Below are 15,804 nucleotides of genomic sequence, written 5' to 3' on the forward strand. Positions count from 1 at the left end.
CGTGTTGAATAGTTTTTATTTGCTGAATCAATACGGTGAAATTCTCATTTCTTCTGTGCTATCAAACTCACCACTGACTTATTCTCTGCTATCTCACCTTCTCTATAAAAAAGAATACGGAAATCTCTGAAAGAATTGAGAAGTTCATTGTGCTTCAGTAGATATGCCGGATTTTTGGGTCCGGGCGCGTCTTTTCCATATTTCATCTGATCAATAGAGTATGTCTCAAACATAACCATACCACCCTTTCTAAGGCCCTCCTTGATCTGGGGGATAAGGTCTTTCTGTGTATAATAAAAACAGGTAATGAGATCATACTTATCAGAGGGGATTTTATATTCCTCCAGATCAGCTGCAAATGCGTTCAGCGTCACACCACTTTCCCGAGCGAAAAGCCTGGCTTTCTCAACTGCTTTATCTGAAATATCACAACCGTCAACAGCAAAACCGTTTCCGGCAAGAAATACAGCGTTTCTCCCTTCTCCCATAGCCAGTACCAGGGCCTTGCCTCTCACCAGAATGTCCAACTTATCTTTAAGAAACTTTAACGGTTCTTTACCATAGATATACTCTCTGGAGTTGTAACGTTTGTTCCATCTATTCCTGTCATCTTCACCGGCACAAACAATCTGTCCAAAACAGAAGAATAAGAGAGAGAGGGTTATTGTGGAAATTAATATCATTTTCATACAGAGCCTGATTGGTCAGTTTGAGAAACGGAGCCTACATGTATTTATTATTAATCTATATATTAATTAAATAAGGGAACGTTCAAGAAATACTCATCTGCGGCAGATAGGTTTCAACGTACAACCTGGAATATTTTAGATACAAATTCGGCTAATTTGTGTCTACCACATATTTAGCCCTGGCTCGGCAAGGCCGAGAATGATATCTAGAACTCCGGTACGTTAACTCTTTTCCTTAACTCTTCAGCATTTTTTAATACACTTGCCTGTTTCTCTTTCATAGATAATGGCTTTAATTCGGCCAGATTATAACTAAAAACCTTGTCATCTTTAAGTTTGCGTGGCCACAATAATTCGGAGAAGAAATCCAGAGGAAATATTTCGTAATAAGGCGCCTTTGTCTCTTCAAATACTATTTTGCGTTCGTGGGTAAGCGCCCCGTTCTCATCCTTTCTCACTATCATTATTTTTCTGGTGCCATAATATGTAAACGGTATCGTAACGGGACTTTCGCCGATAAGCTGATCATCAATATATACCAGAGCATTGCTGGGATTTGTCTTAACCGTTATTGATCTGGTTACACAGCCGGAAAAGGCAAAAAGAACAGCGATGAGGACCAGGAAATTGATAGATCGTACCGTTTTCATCATGATAAAGTTTACCCTATAAACTACAAGTTGAAATTATTTTATAAATTTATGTATAAATATGTATTGAAAATCCAAAGTTTAGATTCTTCAGTAAAGCGGAGCTTAGCTCACTCCGTTCATCCTTCAGAACGACAGATTAGCATGTCATTCTGAACGTAGCGGAGCGGAATGAAGGATCAAATTTGAAACTATCCCCTTTTTCTATCACGAGGATAAAAGAGCGCCGCTTCTGGCGCGGTATATGAATGCAGGTCATGGACCGCCCCTTCCCCCTGAGCGGAAGGTGACCTGGCTTCAAAAGCTAGAGAACCGTCATAAATCGCGTTATGCAGGTCCTTTATTGTCTTGTAACCAATTGTCTGCATAGCATGCAATAAGCTTTTGATAATATACTCCCCAAAATGAGCAACTGAGCCTTTATCAACTACAGTACCAGACACTCCCTGAGCAATTTTTATTTTATCATCATTTGAATAATATCTCTTGTCACCACCTTTATCCATCGCCTCTAAAGATGCCATACCTCGATATTTTTTTAACCTGACACCACCTTCATAATAGTAGTCACCCGGAGCCTCATTCGTACCGGCAAGCAATGCGCCAAGCATTACGTCACTTGCTCCCAATGACAGCGCTTTAACTATGTATCCTATATTTGCAACTCCTCCATCCGCTATTACCGGTATTCCCGCATACTCTCTCGCAAACTTTGCGCAGTGATAGACCGCAGACCCCTGTGCTCTCCCTACGGCCATGGTATCCTGTGTAATGCAGATAGAACCTGCTCCCATGCCTATCCGAAGCGCATCTACACCCTTATCAATGAGTGATTTACATTGCCTGGCCGTTACAACGTTTCCGCCTATAACATCTATTTCAGGATAATTATTCTTTATATACTCTATCATATTGTGCTGGTAAATTGAATCACCCTGAGATGCGTCAATCACTATTACATCCACTCCGGCATCTACTAACTCTTTCAGTCTTTCCTTGTCTTCATCTCGTGTTGAAATCGCCGCTCCTACCAGCAACTGTTTTTCTTTGTTTTTTGAAGCCAGAGGAAAATCCTTATTTTTTAACAAATCAGACCTGCTCATTAAGGACACCAGACGTCCTTCTTTATCTATCAGAGGCAACTTGCCTTTTTTTGACTCCTTAAGTATTTTATTCCCTTCCGCAAGAGTAATACCCGCAGTTGCCGTAATAAGCCGGTCAACCATAACATCACGTAGTTTTTTTGTTCTATCTAATTCAAAATCTATATCCCTCCGTGTAACGATACCTGTTAATTTTGTTTTTAATGTCCCGTCTTCGGTTATTGGTATCCCGGAAAATCCGTATGTTTTTTTTATGTTATCTACATCTAAAATTGTGTCTTCCGGACTGAGCGTTACAGGATCGGTAATGAAACCGTTTTCAAACCTTTTTACCAATCTGACTTCCGCAGCCTGCTCTTCAATTGTGTTATTGTAATGTATTACTCCGATTCCACCCAGGAGGGCCATATAGATGGCCATTTTTGACTCCGTAACAGTATCCATCGGAGAGCTGACAAGCGGTCTCTTTATCCTGATATTCCTTGTAAGGTTCGTTTCCAGATCAACATCTTCTATAGAAAAACCTATATAGCCGGGCAGCAGTATAAAATCACTATATGTCATACCTCCGCCGTCGCCAAAGAACTCTTCCGCGCTAAATCCATTTTCTGGCATTATTTATCACCTATATTAACATGTAAGGGTCCACATCTATCATCATCTGGACCTTTTTTGAATTTCTTTTTTCGTTTTCAATACTTTTTAAGATCGTATGCAGATTATTGAAACTATCCGCCTTCACTATTAAGTGCCATCTATAGTTGTCTTTAACCTTGACAATCGGCGCGGGCGCAGGACCTAAAACACCAATTTTGTTTTTATGCAACCCAGATAAAAGCGGACCTCCGGACAGTTTTATTGCTTTCATTAGCTTTTCAGCAATTTTGGAGATCTTTTCTTTAACATCCTGGTCATTCTTTCCACGCAAAACAACTCTGGCTAATCGCCCATATGGAGGATAATAAAGTTGCTTTCTATATTCAAGTTCTTTTTTGGCAAACCCATCGTAGTCGTGTGATGCAGCATGTGTAATACTGTAATGCTCAGGATTGTAAGTTTGAACAACGACCTTGCCCCCCTTTGATCCTCTTCCTGTTCTGCCCGCCACCTGACAAAGCAGTTGGAACGTCTTCTCTCCAGCTCGAAAATCCGGCAGATTGATAATGGTATCAGCAGAAAGTACACCAACCAACGTAACATTCGGAAAATCAAGGCCTTTTGCTATCATTTGAGTGCCTAAAAGGATATCTATATCGCCATTTCGAAAAGAGCTTAATGCCTTTTCGTGAGAATCCTTCCCTCTCATTGTATCGCTATCCATTCTCAGGAGATTATAATCAGGGAACCTGGTCTTTATCAACTCCTCCATTCTCTCAGTACCAAAACCCTGAAAACGTATTCCATTAGAACAGCAATCAGGACATTCTCCTGGAACAGGCTCTTCTGAAAAGCAATAATGACATATTACCGCATCTCTCTTTTTGTGATAAGTAAGAGATATGTCACATCTTTTACATCTTAATACAAATCCACATCTTCTACAACTTATAAAAGGTGAAAAACCCCGTCTGTTCAATAGTAGCAACACCTGCTCTTTTCTGGAAAGAGATTGCTTCATACTGAGTTCCAGATAATTTGATATCTGCTTAAGCCCTTTACCTCTGTAAACTTCACGTCGCATATCAATTATTTCCACCCTGGGAAGAGGTTTGTGCCCAACACGATTCTTCAAATTAACACATTCATACTTACCATTAGACGTATTATAGAAGCTTTCAAGAGAAGGTGTCGCTGAGCCAAGCACAACCACCGCATTTTCATATGCAGCCCTGACAACACTCACATCGCGAGCGTTGTAACGCGGAGATGTGTCCTGCTTGAATGTATTTTCATGTTCTTCATCAATTACGATAAGCCCCACATCTTCTAAAGGGGCAAACACTGCCGAACGGGCGCCAACGACAACATCTGCATTGCCGTTCTTAATTTCCCACCATTGATCGCTTCTCTGCCTCTCAGTCAAACTGCTATGTAAAACGGACACTCTATCAAAACGGGATTTAAACCTTTCAATTGTTTGTGGTGTAAGAGATATTTCAGGGACAAGAACAATGGCCCTCATACCCAAAGTAATCACTTCTGAGATCGCCTGAAGATAGACCTCTGTCTTACCGCTTCCCGTAACACCTTTAAGCAAAACAACACTATGCTTTCTCTCTCTTAATTTTCTCTTAATTAACCTGATTGCTACTTCCTGCTCTTCGGTTGATGATAAATGAGCTGTCTTCTTAAAGTGTTTTCCGGCAAAGAGAGAGTCGCTTACCTCTTTTTTATCAAGGGTTATAAAACCACGATCACGAAGTCTGTTAATACTATCCATTTTGCACTTGCTGATACTTGCTAATTCCGGAAATGTCATCTCGCCTTCTTCAGTGAGGACTTCCAGCACTCTTGCCTGTTTTGGCGCTCTCTTTTTTATTGTGGAGACCATATCTCTTACCGAAGCTCCATCTCTACACAATCTGACAACGCTTATTGTCCTGGATTTCATACCCTTCCTTACCACAGAAGGTAAAAACGATACCAGGGCCTCACCTAAACCGCAGAAATAGAAATTCGACATCCACTCCGCGACTCTTAACATTTTTGAATTCAAGATAGGTGTTGTGTCGATTACGTGTATTATGTCCTTTAATGTTGTTACGTCTGATATATTGGTCAATCCAACACAATACCCCACAACGGTCCTATTCCCAAAAGGAACCTTAACCCTTTTACCAATTGCTACCTGGTTTACAAAAGATGGCGGGATTTTGTAGTGAAATTTTTTATTCAGAGGTATATCCAGGACAACCTCAGCAAAGCGCTCGCAAGTCATTGAAATAAAAGCCCTTACAAATATTTGAAATCATAGTTATTTTGCAGGATAGTATCACAATTATAAAAAAGAGTCAAGACAAGCATCATTATACAAGCATATTATCCTTGATTTACCACCCCAATATTTCTATAAAATATCGATATTAAAGAGACGAACCAAACGATACCATGAAGATAGTTGAACGGCATGTCAAAATATTTATAGTTGCCATGTTTGTAACAGCATCAGGGCTTCTTATTTATTATCCATTTATCAGTGTTAAAAGGAAGATTCGTGTCACCACTATTGATTTAGAAAGATTATGCGAAGTAGACGTAAGTGAGAATAACTGGCAATATGTGGTAATACATCACAGCGCCACTGATGAAGGATGCGCGAATAGCTTTGACCGATATCACAGGGAACAAAAAAAGTGGTCGCACGGCCTGGCCTATCATTTCGTCATCGGAAACGGTAACGGTTCGGGCAATGGTGTGATTGAAGTGGGTAACAGGTGGAAAAAACAAATTCATGGCGCGCATACCGCTAATAAAGATCTTAATCAGATTTCTATCGGCATCTGCCTTGTCGGGAACTTTGAAAAGGACAAAGGACCTACAGACAATCAATTTACATCTCTTATAAGCCTGATCAATTACTTTTCAAAAAAATATAATATCCCCATATCACATATAGTCAAACATTGTCAGGTCCTTCAAAAAGGCACGGCATGCCCCGGCAGGCATTTTCCTTACAGACAACTTATTAACAAAATAAGTTCATTGCAGTCACTATAAAATAAACTCGGTATTGACAATTTCCAGTCAAGAAAAGCATAGAACGTCAATGCAGACACGAAGATGTTGCCTTCAAAAGGCTTTCCAGTTTTACCCTTAACAAACCAGGGTCTTTGATATAACAAGAATGACAGCAGAGAGATACATCAGATTACCCATCAACATAATACTCTCTGATACTGACAAAATCTTTTTCTGCCTTAATAAAAGCATCTACCACATCAGGATCAAAGTGCTTGCCACTGCCATCAACAATGATTTTAATGCTCCTGGTATGAGAAAATGCTTCTTTGTAGCAGCGTCTGGATGTCAGCGCATCGTATACATCGGACAATGCAAGAATTCGTCCGACCAGAGGAATGTTTTCTCCGGCAAGTCCATGCGGATAACCCGTACCGTCCCATTTTTCATGGTGACTCTCAGCAATATCAATACCAATACGTACAAAGTCGTTTCCGGAATGCAGCCGGTACACTTCTCTAAGTGTTTCAGCTCCTATACAGGTATGGGCTTTCATGGCATTAAACTCTTCATCCGTTAGTTTATCAGGTTTTAGAAGTATACCATCTGCAATCCCAACTTTACCGATATCATGCAACGGGCTGGCAGCACAAATATTTTCTATATAATTATCGTCTATGATATTCTCATATTTTGTAAGAAAACGGAGTTGTTGACAGAGAAATCTAACATACTCTCTTATCCTTAATAGATGTTCCCCTGTTTCCGGATCACGTGACTCAGCAAGTTTTGCCATTGCAAAGATAGTAGCCCGCTGAGCAGCGGTAATCTCAGACACTTGTTTACTGACACGGTTCTGCAGTTCCAGGTTAAAGCTTTCAATCTGCTCCTGATATCGGCTCTCTTTATCATGCATCTGCTTTTTTTCCAGGCACGCATCAATCCTGGCTCTTAGAATAGCATGGACAAATGGTTTGACCATATAGTCATCCGCCCCACTTTCGATACAACGTATTACATTATCCATATCACTAAGTGCAGAGATCATTATGACCGGGATATGAGATAAATGTGGATCGTTCTTTATGATTTTCAACACCTGGTAACCATCCATTTCAGGCATACGAATATCCAACAGGACCAGGTCGCAAGCCTGGTTCTCCAATACGGATAAAGCGTATAATCCATTTTCTGCCATAACAGGCGTATATCCCATAATCTCAATCAAATCATTGAGGATTTTAAGATTAATATCGCTATCATCTACAATAAGTATATTGGGCTTCACCGGTCCTGTTTCGTGGTCCATTTTTTTCGAATTGATCATTTCTATAATTCTGTCAGGATAAAGTTCAGATTCAGTTCATTTTGTGATAGTATCACTTGAATTAGTAATTCCTCCTCTCTGAAAAATGATATTGAACACCTGGTAGAAAACCTGGGTAATTGTCAACATTGTTTCCATTACTATCATGCACTCATGTTTATCATTCTTAAATGATTTCATTTGTGAGGCGAATTACCTAAAAAGCAGATAAACTCTTTAAACAGTTCAACATCAAAGCAGTTCTTCATTGTATTCTTCATCTCTACGAGAGCAGAAAATGGTTTAAGCGCGTTTCTATAAGCCCTGTTTGAAGTTATCGCATCATATACATCTATAATACGGGCAGCTCTTCCAAACAGGTGAATTTCTTCTCCTGCAATTCCATTTGGGTAACCTGTTCCGTCATAGTTTTCATGATGCTGGAGTAAAATATTCAGAGATTTTTCCGAGATATTGTCTTCTTTTGATAAAAAATTTACCGCTGTTACAGGATGCCTTTTAACTATCTCAAATTCATCACTTGTCAAAGAACCTGATTTATTGAGTATATTTGCCGGTACTTCAATTTTTCCAATGTCATGCAAAATCATCCCTGTACCAAGGCTACTCAGACTATCCGGACCCAAACCAAGATGTTTTCCAAAAAGCAAACCCAGTACAGACAAATTTACAGAGTGTGTGTAAGTTTGATAATCATGGGCAGTTACTCTTGTCAGGTTTGAGAATGCCTTTTCGTCGTGTAAAATATAATCAACGGTATTTTCCACCCAGGAAGAAACCCTTTCTACCTTAACTCCTGATTTTGAATCATTCAACAGTTCCTGAGTCAAATTCTTTGCAACACTATAAACAATAGTCGATTTTTCTCTTGAGCTTTTTCCTTTGTCTGAAAGAATTTTCTTTAAATTCTGCTCCTGATAATCGTTAAATGTCTTGTAACTTTTTGCATAGACATAAAGCTTCTTAATATTACTCTCAATTAACTGCTTTCGTCTCTCGCCGCGAAACATTTCGCCACCATGACTAAACAAAACATATCTCGGGTTTCCATTAACGTAGCTTTTTATATATAAATCACAATCTACTTCAGTATCTTCTACCAAAGTACTCTCATTGATAGCTAAAAAGTCCTTCATTCTGCTTATTTCTCCTATTTATAGTAACCTGGCTATTAAACAGGTTTAACCTATCAGAGCTTTAAGCGGTAAGTATTCACTAATATGCCCCATATCCATACAGTTCAGTGAAATTCCCATTAGAAAACAGTAAATGGAAGAAAACCAGCTTATATATACGGAATTATCGGTAGTTATTCACAAAAATTCACTACTTTCAGGTTTTCGAACCAATTATTTGAAAATTTTCAGTCAACAAAGATGATATATCTTCCTTTTATCTTTTACTATTTCTAAAAAGTTTTTCCAGCATTGATTCCGGATAGATACAAAAGGGATATTCTCTATCCGTTACAATAGAGTTATATGCTAGCTTCTTCTCTAAATTTTCAATTTTTTTTTCCTTCTTTTTAATCAGGGGACTGATCTTATCTTTCATTAAGGTATTAATCTGTTTTAACCTCTGAAAAGTACGGTGTTTTTCTTTGGTATCGTGTGACACCTTAGCTATCAGCTTTCTCTTTTCGCTTACCATAGATCTCATTTCTAAGTCTTCCATAATTTCGTCGGATGCATATCTGTCAGGGTTGTAACTCATATCTTTGATGTCGTGTTTCAGCGTATTAACATTTTCCTTAGAAACATCAAATGGTGTATAGGGTAAGTGCAGGGTTGCTGAGATTGTTGCGTATTCCGGGGGTTCCACACCAAAGAAATCTCTTATGATCTCATCGGTGATCTGATCATATTTAGCACCACCGATTCCATGGATAAACAGGTCGGAAAAGAACATCCTTGAGTACATAGTGTTAACTATCGCCTTTGGTCGTATCTTTATGCCGTCACTTATCAGATCTTTCAACCTTCTTAAGTTTTCTGATAAGTTACTGTTTTCACCAAGATCAAAACAGGAAAGAATTCTGTTTTCCTTTATTATGTCTAAACGTTTCTCATTTGCTTTAGACGCGTAAAGGTTTTTCCGCTGTTCATCTTCTACCCACACCCAGAATGGCATTTCAACTACATCACCTTTCTCCATCAAATCAGGAAGGGGGTTGGCCTTTGAGCTTATTTTTCTTAACCTGCGATATTCTCTGAGCTTTGCATTATAGATCTCTACAAAACGGTTTACATCAGCCGCTATGTGTAGAAAGAAATGTAAGAAAGAATCTGTTTTGCTGATAAGAGAAACAGGAATTTCCTGATTACAAATTCCAGATCTTAATAACAACGCGTGCCTTGCATAGGTAAATAGATCACTGAATTGCAGCGTTCCTTCAGAAACCCTCATTACTACATTCATAAAATCCTCAAACGTTTTCGTCATATCAGGATTATGCAGGGCCTTTACAGCGCTATCTTTAAAAGCTGTTAGTTGTTTTGAATCCGCGTAGCTGATCTCTTCAAAGGCGAGATTGCGTAAGCCGGGAATGTATTCTATTTTTTCAACTGAAGCATCCTGGCCGTTTATGTTTGGAATATTCAGACAATTATCAATACTGGCATCATTATCTACAACCATATTGATGCTGACGCCATTCGTTTTTTTTGCAACGCTATTCACAAGACTGTGCTTTATCATTACACCCGGGTGTGCAAGGGCAGGGGAGTGTCCGGTCTGGATTATCTCCTTATCAGGGGAATAAGAATCTTTCGTATAAGAAAAGTTTTCTGTATCAGCTATTTTCAGTTTTGAACAGAGAGACCATATTTTTTCAGTATATTCTCTTGCTTTTTTTAATGTCTCTGCACGTACCTGTTCACGGAATTGAAAAAAAGGTGTGCCGTTAATATTAAAATCGTAAGATTGGAATCTCTCTTTATTTGAGTCAATTAATCTCGGAATATCTTCATATTCGGGATTAATGAATACCTCTTTGTTCTGCTCAGGAGTTGTGAATGGTTTGATTTTCATATTAAATTAACAGAACACAGACAAACGAGTTTTTCCATACCACCAATTTTGCTATGTGTAATTTTCGTCCTTAATCTTGTAACCCTTACCTACTCTTCCAGTTTCTCTTTAAGTTCATGAAGTTTATTGAGTGCTTCAAGTGGTGTGATTTTTGAAATGTCCAGATTTCTTATCTCTTCAATCACGGTATTCTGAGGTGGGTTAAAGAGAGTGAGTTGTTTTGGCTTAGGTTCTTCTTTACTCTTGATAGTTGCAAACTTAGGTTTGCCATCCACATCCAGTGTCTCCGCTTCAAGATTGGCGAGTATTACCCTGGCCCTCTGGATTACCTCTTTTGGCATTCCAGCCAGCCTTGCTACATGGATGCCATAACTTTTGTCAGCTCCGCCTTCAATAATCTTTCTGAGGAAGATGATCTCATCTTCCCACTCCCTAACCGCAATATTGTAGTTTCTGATACCCGGAAAGAGCAGTGCCAGCTCCGCCAGTTCGTGATAATGAGTGGCAAACAGTGTCCTGGCTTTCAGATGCTCGTATATATATTCCGTTAACGCCCAGGCAATACTTACACCGTCAAAGGTGCTGGTTCCCCGGCCAACTTCGTCCAGGATAATCAGGCTGCGTTTTGTAGCATTATTTAATATGTTTGCGGCTTCATTCATCTCAACCATAAAGGTGCTCTGGCCTTTTGCCAGTTCATCCATCGCGCCCACTCTTGTAAACACACGATCAACGACTCCTATTGTCGCCTCTTTTGCCGGGATAAAACTGCCCATCTGTGCCATGAGTACGAGCAGGGCTACCTGGCGAATATATGTGCTCTTTCCTGCCATATTTGGCCCTGTGATGACCATGATCTGTTTGTCTGATCCATTAATATCAATATCATTGGGTACAAATTTTTCCGACATTAATGTTTTGTCCAGAACGGGGTGCCTTCCATCAACAATCCTGAGAGTGGTCCCATCTGATATCTCAGGTCTAGTGTATCCGTTTTCGGCAGCTACATTTGCAAGTGTTGAAAGGACGTCCAGATGTGCAATAACATCTGCCGTCTTCTGTAAGCGTTCAGTGTAAGTAGCCACCTCTTCCCTGATCTTTTGAAAGTACTCGTATTCCAGGTCCTTTGCTCTGTCATCCGCAGTAAGTACCTTGGTTTCATACTCCTTCAGTTCCGGTGTGATGTATCTCTCTGCATGTTTAAGGGTCTGCTTGCGAATATACGTTTCAGGGACCCTCTCTTTGTGAACATTTGTGATTTCGAGATAGTATCCGAATACTTTATTGTATCCAATCTTTAATGAACTTATTCCCGTCCTTTCTGTCTCTTTTGCCTGAAAGCCGGCAATCCAACTCTTTCCGTTTTTACTGATATTTCTCAACTCATCCAGATCGTGGTCATAGCCTTCCCGTATCATTCCTCCATCACGGACTGAATGTGGAGGATCAGATACAATAGCCGTACTTATAAGAACCTTTGGCTCTTCTAAAAGGTCCAGTGTTTCATGAAAGAGTTTTAAAATCGAAGAATTACAGGTAGAAATTGAAGACTTTAATTTTGGTAAGAGTGAAAGTGATTGCTTCAGAGAAATGAGGTCTCTCGCGTTGGCGCGGCCAAAGTTGATCTTTGCAGAAATTCTTTCAATATCATAAATATCTTTCAGTAATTCACAAATCTCCCTGCAAAGGTTTTTATCATTATATAACTCCCCTACACCATTCTGCCTGATATTTATATCCTCGGATATACAAAGCGGACTCACCAGCCAACCCTTTATTAACCTTCCTCCCATAGGTGTCTTTGTGCGGTCCAGTACTCCCAATAATGAACCTTCCTTCTGGTGTGTCCTCGACGTCTTAACCAGCTCCAGGCTCAGTTGTGTGGGATGGTCCAGGATAAGGCGGTTATGGCTGGAAAACTTCTCAATCTTATTAATATGTTTCAGTGAAGTTTTTTGTGTTTCATTAAGGTAGTTTATTAATGCGCCAGCCGCACAGAGAGAAGGGCCTATATCTTCGCATCCAAACCCCTCCAGCGAAGAAGTGCAAAAATGGCTGATAAGATTCTGGTATGCTGTATCACGTGAAAACTCCCAGTCTGCACGACGTGTAACCATCGCATTAAAATCTAAAGTAATTCTTTCTGAAAGATCGAACTCCTTAAAAGTAACATTTTCAGGAATGATACACTCCGACGGATTTATCCTCGACAGTTCATCGAATAAATTATCATTATTAATATCCTGTACCATGAACTTTCCGGTAGAAATGTCTACCCATGACACACCTGCCTTATCATCATGTATAAAAAGAGACAAAAGATAGTTGTTGTCTTTATCATCCAGCATTGTATCTTCAGTAAGTGTGCCGGGTGTGATGATCCGTACCACGTCTCGTTCAACTATCCCTTTTGTGCCCGCTTTAGAATTGTCTTTTTCACTTCCATTCTGCATCTGTTCACATACAGCAACCTTGTATCCCGCCTTTATCAACTTTGGGATGTAGGAACCGGCTGCATGATAAGGTATGCCGGCCATAGGCATGGCCTTTTCACCTTTCGACCTTGAAGTCAATGTAATACCCAGGATCTTTGCGGCAATCCTGGCATCATCGTGGAACATTTCGTAAAAATCCCCCATACGGAAAAACAGTAATGAGTCCTCATTTTTCTTCTTGATACTCAGATATTGTTTCATCATAGGGGTTGAAAAAGGCATCCAGTTTTCCTTATTTTAGGCGAGTTTATGTTGTATATTATAATTTTTGCAAAAATAAAAATTCACCACTCCCCGGACAAAAAACGACGGGGACAAGAAGACGCAGAGAACGCACAGGATACAAATTATTTAAAATACACCTGCTATCATATAATGTCAAGTTGTAACCGGTGTATTTGGTAGGATAATCAGAGAAATATTGTTGGAAATAACTATTGATTTTGTACATAGTTAACATTAGTATGAATTTACATGTTTATTTTTAAAAAAAATTATTCTTCTCCGACCGCTTTAAAGAAAATATGATACGGTTGAATAGGGGCTAAAATGCCTAATTTTAAGAAAGGAGTTGAAGATGTCACTTTCTAGAAAACAATGTGTACCCTGCAAAGGCGGAGTGCCGCCATTAAAAGGCGAGGAGTTAGAAAAACTGAAACAACAGGTAGATGGTTGGGAGGTAGTTGAAGAACATCATATTACTAAAACCTACAAATTTTCCAACTTCGTAAAGGCGCTTGCATTTGTAAATAAAGTGGGAGATATTGCGGAAGAACAGGGACACCATCCTGATATTTTTTTTACATGGGGGAAAGTCCGCATTACCATGTGCACTCATAAGATTGACGGCTTGACAGAAAGTGATTTCATCCTTGCCGCCAGGATTGATGAGATTCCTGTCAGCTAGAGCTTAGCCGAAAAGGTTTCTAAGGATCAAAGCAGAGTGGTAGAACGCAAGCTCACCAGTTTTCACTATTTTGCGGTAGCGCAACACCAGTGTTCACTTTATGTTATAAAAACAGCAAAAAAATAGTGAAAAAAGCAAATAAACAAAATTCTTCAGGCTTCGATAGTAACTACAATGAAATATTAGAGAAATTGCAAAAAAATGTGAAAAAATCAGGATGGGAAGAAAGATCAACAATTTACAAAGAGGTATAATGATTCCTTAGTATGTAACAAATCAACATAATAAGGAGAATTTTAAATGCAAAACATTCAGCCAATTTCACTGCTAAACGGCATATTCTTACCAGTAGCAGAAACAGGATTCAGAGATTACTTAAGCGTGTGCGAGGAACTAATAGAACGGGAACCCGAAATATTAGAAATGGTGAATAGCGATTTAAACCAACATGCAAAACAAGAGAAGAAAAGCCGCCTGAAAGATCAGGAATGGAATAACCGACATACAAAAACATTTCCCTGGGTTGTAAACCAGGATGAGATAGTTGCAGAGGAGTTAGAGTTAAAAACAGGCCGCCCTCGGATGTCTGCCTATTTAGTGTTTATGTTTACTATGGTAAGAGGGTATGTAGGTAGTATAAAATCTCAACAGGCAAAAGTGTTTATAAGCGAATCAATAACATTGAGATTACTAATAGAGGGCAAAGGAGTAAAGATGCCTGGCTTTAGCACGATACTGGAACTAGTAAACATAGTAAGTAGTGAAACAATGCAGGCGATATTTGATGCACAAATCCGAATGGTATTAAGAGAAGAGTTAGACGACTTTAAAGAGTTGACGATAGATAGTACAAGCGTAAAAGGGAATACATCATGGCCAACGGATTCAAAGGTATTAACAAGGTTGGTAGGACGGGCCTATAAAAGAATTCAAACGATAAATATATTCACAATAGAAACGAGAAAGAGCACAGAAGTCGAATGGAAATTAAAAGAGATGACCGGTTTATGTAAAAGCATAGATTTAAATGTGGGCAAGAAGAATGCCAAAACGAAGCGCAATAAGGCCTATAAGAGATTGTTAAAGCACGCAAAAAGAGCAAATAAACTATTACGCAAAGAGCTACAAAGGATAGAGAAAGCTGCGGCAGAAGTCGATATAAAACCTACACAAAAGGTACGACTAATTCGAGTAATAGAATTAATAACAGAGGATCTCAATAATTTAGAAAAGGTAATGGATTATTGTCCCAAGAGAGTATTTAAGGAAGAGAAGATAAAATCATCAGATAAAGTGTTAAGTCTCTCAGATGGAGACGCAGCATTTATAAAGAAGGGGGGTCGTGAGCCTAAAATAGGATATAAGCCACAATTAGGGCGTAGTAAAAACGGATTTGTATCAACCTTGGTAGTTCCAAAGGGAAATGCGGCAGACTCAGTGAATTGAATGGAACGATTGAAGATCATATAATGCGGACAGAAGTAATACCTCAAAAAGTTAGTACGGATGATGGATATGCGAATGCAAAGATACGAACAAAATGGCTATCAGCAGGAGTCGAAATATTTAGTATAAGTGGTTCCAAGGGTAAAAACATGATAACAGAAGAGGAGTGGGAGAGTGAGGAGTACAAAGAATCCCGAAATAATCGTTCGGCAGTCGAATCCATGATGTTTACGATAAAACATAATTTTGAATTTGGTGTTGTGATGCGCCGAGGCATAGAGAATGTTAGGGCAGAGTTATTAGAGAAAGTTATCGCATACAATTTCTGTAGAATATTAGAGGTAAAAAAACAGAATAGAAAGCGTGAGTTACAAAAAGTAGCAGCTTAGAAGTATATAGATTTTAGATCTAAAAAAGATAGACAGTACTGGTATGCCTACAGAAGCAATAATCATGCGGAACACACATAAATTTTTAATGAATTATAGTTACTAACGTAAATTCAGACACTTTGGTATATGCCGAAGGCCTATGGCTGT

The 15,804-nt window shown here is 39.2% G+C and carries 10 protein-coding genes and 1 pseudogene; 3 read left to right on the forward strand and 8 right to left on the reverse strand.

What is annotated here, in order from left to right; all coding sequences use genetic code 11:
- Positions 1 to 44 precede the first annotated feature (44 nt).
- The 4 genes from SCALIN_RS10830 to priA all read right to left on the reverse strand — a co-directional run bounded on the left by SCALIN_RS10830 (position 45) and on the right by priA (position 5,320).
- Positions 45 to 689, reverse strand: a complete 645-nt coding sequence (locus SCALIN_RS10830; RefSeq protein WP_096894515.1) for a class I SAM-dependent methyltransferase — start codon at positions 687 to 689, stop codon at positions 45 to 47.
- A gap of 206 nt (positions 690 to 895) precedes the next feature.
- Complete coding sequence (locus tag SCALIN_RS10835; protein WP_096894516.1) at positions 896 to 1,342, reverse strand: PEGA domain-containing protein; 447 nt, start codon at positions 1,340 to 1,342, stop codon at positions 896 to 898.
- Positions 1,343 to 1,530: 188 nt separating this feature from the next.
- Positions 1,531 to 3,057: an IMP dehydrogenase gene (gene guaB / locus SCALIN_RS10840; protein ID WP_096894517.1), complete on the reverse strand. Its 1,527-nt coding sequence runs from the start codon at positions 3,055 to 3,057 to the stop codon at positions 1,531 to 1,533.
- A 10-nt stretch (positions 3,058 to 3,067) separates the two neighbouring features.
- On the reverse strand, positions 3,068 to 5,320 hold the full coding sequence (gene priA / locus SCALIN_RS10845) for a replication restart helicase PriA (RefSeq protein WP_096894518.1): 2,253 nt from the start codon (positions 5,318 to 5,320) through the stop codon (positions 3,068 to 3,070).
- A gap of 170 nt (positions 5,321 to 5,490) precedes the next feature.
- Here priA and SCALIN_RS10850 point away from each other — a divergent pair, with 170 nt between their 5' ends.
- A complete protein-coding gene (locus tag SCALIN_RS10850) occupies positions 5,491 to 6,099 on the forward strand; it encodes a peptidoglycan recognition protein family protein (protein WP_096894519.1) in 609 nt (202 codons plus the stop codon).
- Positions 6,100 to 6,250: 151 nt separating this feature from the next.
- Here the strand turns inward: SCALIN_RS10850 and SCALIN_RS10855 are convergent, their stop codons facing one another.
- The 4 genes from SCALIN_RS10855 to mutS form a co-directional block, all read right to left on the reverse strand.
- A complete protein-coding gene (locus tag SCALIN_RS10855; protein WP_096894520.1) occupies positions 6,251 to 7,387 on the reverse strand; it encodes a response regulator in 1,137 nt (378 codons plus the stop codon).
- A 176-nt stretch (positions 7,388 to 7,563) separates the two neighbouring features.
- The gene (locus SCALIN_RS10860) at positions 7,564 to 8,523 is read right to left on the reverse strand and encodes an HD-GYP domain-containing protein (RefSeq protein ID WP_096894521.1); all 960 of its coding nucleotides are present in this window, start codon (positions 8,521 to 8,523) and stop codon (positions 7,564 to 7,566) included.
- A gap of 256 nt (positions 8,524 to 8,779) precedes the next feature.
- A complete protein-coding gene (locus SCALIN_RS10865; protein ID WP_096894522.1) occupies positions 8,780 to 10,417 on the reverse strand; it encodes a hypothetical protein in 1,638 nt (545 codons plus the stop codon).
- An 89-nt stretch (positions 10,418 to 10,506) separates the two neighbouring features.
- Positions 10,507 to 13,134 (reverse strand): DNA mismatch repair protein MutS, encoded by a 2,628-nt coding sequence (gene mutS, locus SCALIN_RS10870; RefSeq protein WP_230406598.1) that lies wholly within the window; start codon positions 13,132 to 13,134, stop codon positions 10,507 to 10,509.
- A gap of 355 nt (positions 13,135 to 13,489) precedes the next feature.
- Here mutS and SCALIN_RS10875 point away from each other — a divergent pair, with 355 nt between their 5' ends.
- Both SCALIN_RS10875 and SCALIN_RS10880 read left to right on the forward strand, forming a co-directional pair.
- The gene (locus SCALIN_RS10875) at positions 13,490 to 13,819 is read left to right on the forward strand and encodes a 4a-hydroxytetrahydrobiopterin dehydratase (protein WP_096894523.1); all 330 of its coding nucleotides are present in this window, start codon (positions 13,490 to 13,492) and stop codon (positions 13,817 to 13,819) included.
- 318 nt (positions 13,820 to 14,137) lie between these two features.
- A pseudogene (locus SCALIN_RS10880) lies at positions 14,138 to 15,654 on the forward strand (ISNCY family transposase).
- Positions 15,655 to 15,804: the final 150 nt, after the last annotated feature.

It is taken from the genome of Candidatus Scalindua japonica, assembly GCF_002443295.1.
Taxonomy (GTDB): domain Bacteria; phylum Planctomycetota; class Brocadiia; order Brocadiales; family Scalinduaceae; genus Scalindua; species Scalindua japonica.